Genomic DNA, 3,537 nt, shown 5'->3' with positions numbered 1-3,537 from the left:
GCGAGATCTGCCGCACCAGCGTCTTGCGGTACGCGTCGGGCATCCAGTCCTGCGGCTCGATCTTGCCGTCGGCGGCCATGACCGCGTCGAAGCGCGCCTGTTCGGGCGAATTCGCGTCCGCGTCCAGTGGGGCGACGTGGCCGGGGATATCGAGGGATTGGGTGTACATGGGGGACGCTCTCTGGAGGAGTAGTCTGTGTCGGCGTAGTATAAACCAACCGACCGGTCGGTTAATAAATTTTTTGAGGACGGGGATTGGGCTTGATAGCGTCATTCAGGGGGTTGAAGCACGTCCCCCACCCCGACACTTACCGGTAAAATTGCGAATTGGCCGCGAGCTGCGGCCCACTTGCATCTCCGGTACTCATGTTACGTCTAAGCGAAATCAAACTCCCGCTCGATCATCCCGAAAGCGCCCTCGAAGCCGCCATCCGTGCGCGCCTCGCGGATCTCGGCGTGGCGCGGGACGGGCTCATCCGATACACCGTGTTTCGCCGCGCGCACGACGCGCGCAAGCGCGCCGACATCAAGCTCACCTACATCGTCGATGTCGAGGTCAAGGATGAAGCGGCCGCGCTGAAACGGCTCGCCGACGTGCCGCATTGCGGCGTGACCCCCGACATGAGCTACAAGTTCGTCGCCAAAGCGCCCGCCCAACTGAGCACGCCGCGTCCGGTCGTGATCGGCATGGGACCGTGCGGTCTGTTCGCAGGACTGATCCTCGCGCAGATGGGCTTCCGGCCGATCATCCTCGAGCGCGGCAAGGCCGTGCGCGAGCGCACCAAGGACACGTTTGGCCTGTGGCGCAAATCGGTGCTGAATCCCGAGTCGAACGTGCAGTTCGGCGAAGGTGGCGCGGGCACTTTTTCGGACGGCAAGCTCTACAGCCAGATCAAGGACCCGAAACATTACGGCCGCAAAGTGCTCGACGAATTCGTGCGGGCCGGTGCGCCCGAGGACATCCTGTACCTGAGCCGGCCGCATATCGGCACGTTTCGCCTCGTCAGCATGGTCGAGAAGATGCGTGCGGGCATCCATGAGCTGGGCGGCGAGGTGCGCTTCGAGACGCGTGTCGAGGACATCGACATCGACAACGGCCAGGTGCGCGGGCTGAAGCTGTCGACCGGCGAGACGCTGCGCTGCGACCACGTGGTGCTGGCGGTCGGCCATAGCGCACGCGACACCTTCCAGATGCTGCACGACCGCGGCGTTCACGTCGAGGCGAAGCCGTTTTCGCTCGGTTTCCGGATCGAGCATCCGCAAGGGGTGATCGATCGCAGCCGTTTCGGCAAATTTGCCGGTCACAAACAGCTCGGTGCAGCCGACTATAAGGTGGTGCACCACTGCAGCAATGGGCGCGCGGTGTATAGCTTTTGCATGTGTCCCGGCGGCACCGTGGTGGCGGCCACGTCGGAGCCGGGGCGGGTCGTCACGAACGGCATGAGCCAGTACTCGCGCGCGGAGCGCAACGCGAATGCGGGCATCGTGGTCGGCATTACGCCAGACGACTACCCGGGCGGCCCGCTTGCGGGTATCGCGTTCCAGCGCAAGTGGGAGGAACGGGCGTTCGAACTCGGTGGCGGCAACTATATGGCGCCGGGGCAGTTGGTCGGCGACTTCATCGCCGGGCGTCCGTCCACGTCGCTCGGCTCCGTCGTGCCGTCGTATAAGCCCGGCGTGCGGCCAACCGATCTCAGCACTGCACTGCCCGACTACGCGATCGAGGCGATTCGCGAAGCGCTGCCGCAGATGGAAAAGAAAATCGCCGGTTTCGCGATGCATGACGCGGTGCTGACCGGCGTTGAAACCCGAACGTCGTCGCCGGTACGCGTTCGTCGCGGGGACGACTACCAGAGCGTCAACATCAAAGGGCTGTATCCCGCCGGCGAAGGTGCGGGATACGCGGGCGGGATCTACTCGGCGGCGATCGACGGAATCGAAGTCGCCGAAGCCGTCGCTCTGAAGATCATGAGTCAGCAAACGGCATGAGTCCAAACGGGCACAGCCGCCGGGCACCGGCGTTTGCCGCGTCGTTCGGGCACAATGCGCGTTTCGTCTCGAACCGATCGTCCGAATGACCATTCGCACCCTGGCTGCCGCATGCGGCGCGGCGCTGCTTGCCCAATTTGCTCCGTTTGTCGTTTCCTCGAACGCGTTCGCTGCCGAAGCGCCCGAGCATTGGGTCGCCGTGTGGGCGACCGCGCTGCAGCCGCTTCCACAGCGGGCCGACTTGCCACCGCTGTATCGCGCGCCTGAAGTCGCCGGGCGCACCGTCCGGCAAATCGTGTATCCGACTTTGTCGGGAAAGACGGCGCGAATTCATCTGAGCAATGCGTATGGTAAGACACCTCTGGTCATCGACGAGCTGCGCATCGCGCGCTCGGCCGGCGGCGCGGCGGCGGTAGCGAGGGATGGCAGTCGAGTGACGTTTGCTGGCAAGGGCGCGGTCAGCGTTCCGCCCGGCGGCGAGCTGGACAGCGATCCGATTGGGATCGACGTCGTCGAGGGCGCGCCGTATGCGATCAGTGCGTTTATGGGACCGGAGCAGCGGATCGTCGCGTGGCACCGGGTGTCGAATCAGGTGAATTATGTGTCGGGGCCGGGCAATCACACCGCCGACACGTCCGCCGCCGCATTTCGCGGCCGCTTCACCCAATATGTGTGGGTCACGGGCTTGTCGGTGGAGGCGGTGGCACCGTCAGTTGCCGTGGCTGCGATCGGCGACTCGATCACCGACGGCATGCGTTCCAGCCTGAACCAGAACCGTCGCTGGCCGGATGCGCTGGCTCGGCGACTGGCGGCGAGCGGCGCGCAGTCGACCGCGATCGTGAATCTCGGCATCAGCGGCAACCGGCTTCTTAGCGACTCACCTTGTTATGGCGACGCGCTTGCGAGCCGGTTTGAGCGCGATGTTTTGCAACGTCCGGGCGTCAAGGCGGCGGTTGTGCTGATTGGCATCAACGACATTAACTTCGCGGCAATGCCGCCTCATGGCGGGCTCGACTGCGATTTTCCTCATACGTCGGTCACGGCTGCCGATCTGATCGCCGGTTACCAGCGAGTGATCGCGGCCGCGCGGCGCAAGGGTGTCAAGGTGTTCGGCGCGACGCTGACGCCGGCGTCGCTGCCGCAGGAGCGGGAAAACATCCGACTCGCGGTTAATCAGTGGATCCGGACTAGTCGCGCTTTCGATGGCGTCGTCGATTTCGACTCGGCGTTGCGCGACAGAGCGCAGCCGGAGCGTCTGCAGCGCGCGTTCGATAGCGGCGATCACATCCATCCGAGCGACGCGGGCTACGCGGCCATGGCCGACGCTGTTCCTGTTGAGGCAGTGGTGAGCGCGGCCCGGAAGTGAGTCACAACTTTTTTTAAGCAAAAGCGAAATCTGGTATTGACGAGACGAGAAAGATTCTCCATAATCTCGCTTCTCTGCTGCAGACGCAGCGACGCAAACGAAACAGTGCCGGGTGGTGGTTCAGGTGCTGCGGGTTGGGCGGATCGATCTTTAAAAACTAACAGCCGATAAGTGTGGGCGCT

General features: G+C 63.9%; 2 protein-coding genes and 1 pseudogene. 2 read left to right on the top strand and 1 reads right to left on the bottom strand.

From position 1 onward, the window contains the following. Positions 1-169: pseudogene (locus AB4Y34_RS41145) on the bottom strand (1,2-phenylacetyl-CoA epoxidase subunit A); the annotation flags it as partial. A 197-nt stretch (positions 170-366) separates the two neighbouring features. On the opposite strand from AB4Y34_RS41145, the gene AB4Y34_RS41140 reads away from it, so the two are divergent. Together AB4Y34_RS41140 and AB4Y34_RS41135 are read left to right on the top strand one after the other, a co-directional pair. Continuing rightward, entirely contained in the window at positions 367-1,989 is a 1,623-nt protein-coding gene (locus tag AB4Y34_RS41140) for an NAD(P)/FAD-dependent oxidoreductase (protein ID WP_176126702.1), read from the top strand. An 85-nt stretch (positions 1,990-2,074) separates the two neighbouring features. After that, on the top strand, positions 2,075-3,355 hold the full coding sequence (locus tag AB4Y34_RS41135) for an SGNH/GDSL hydrolase family protein (protein ID WP_368719226.1): 1,281 nt from the start codon (positions 2,075-2,077) through the stop codon (positions 3,353-3,355). The last annotated feature ends 182 nt before the right edge of the window (positions 3,356-3,537 follow it).

Source organism: Paraburkholderia sp. BR10954 (assembly GCF_040965775.1).
GTDB classification, from domain to species: Bacteria; Pseudomonadota; Gammaproteobacteria; order Burkholderiales; family Burkholderiaceae; genus Paraburkholderia; species Paraburkholderia youngii.
The sequence above is the reverse complement of the archived record's forward strand: the minus strand, read 5'-3'. Positions and strand labels throughout refer to the sequence as shown.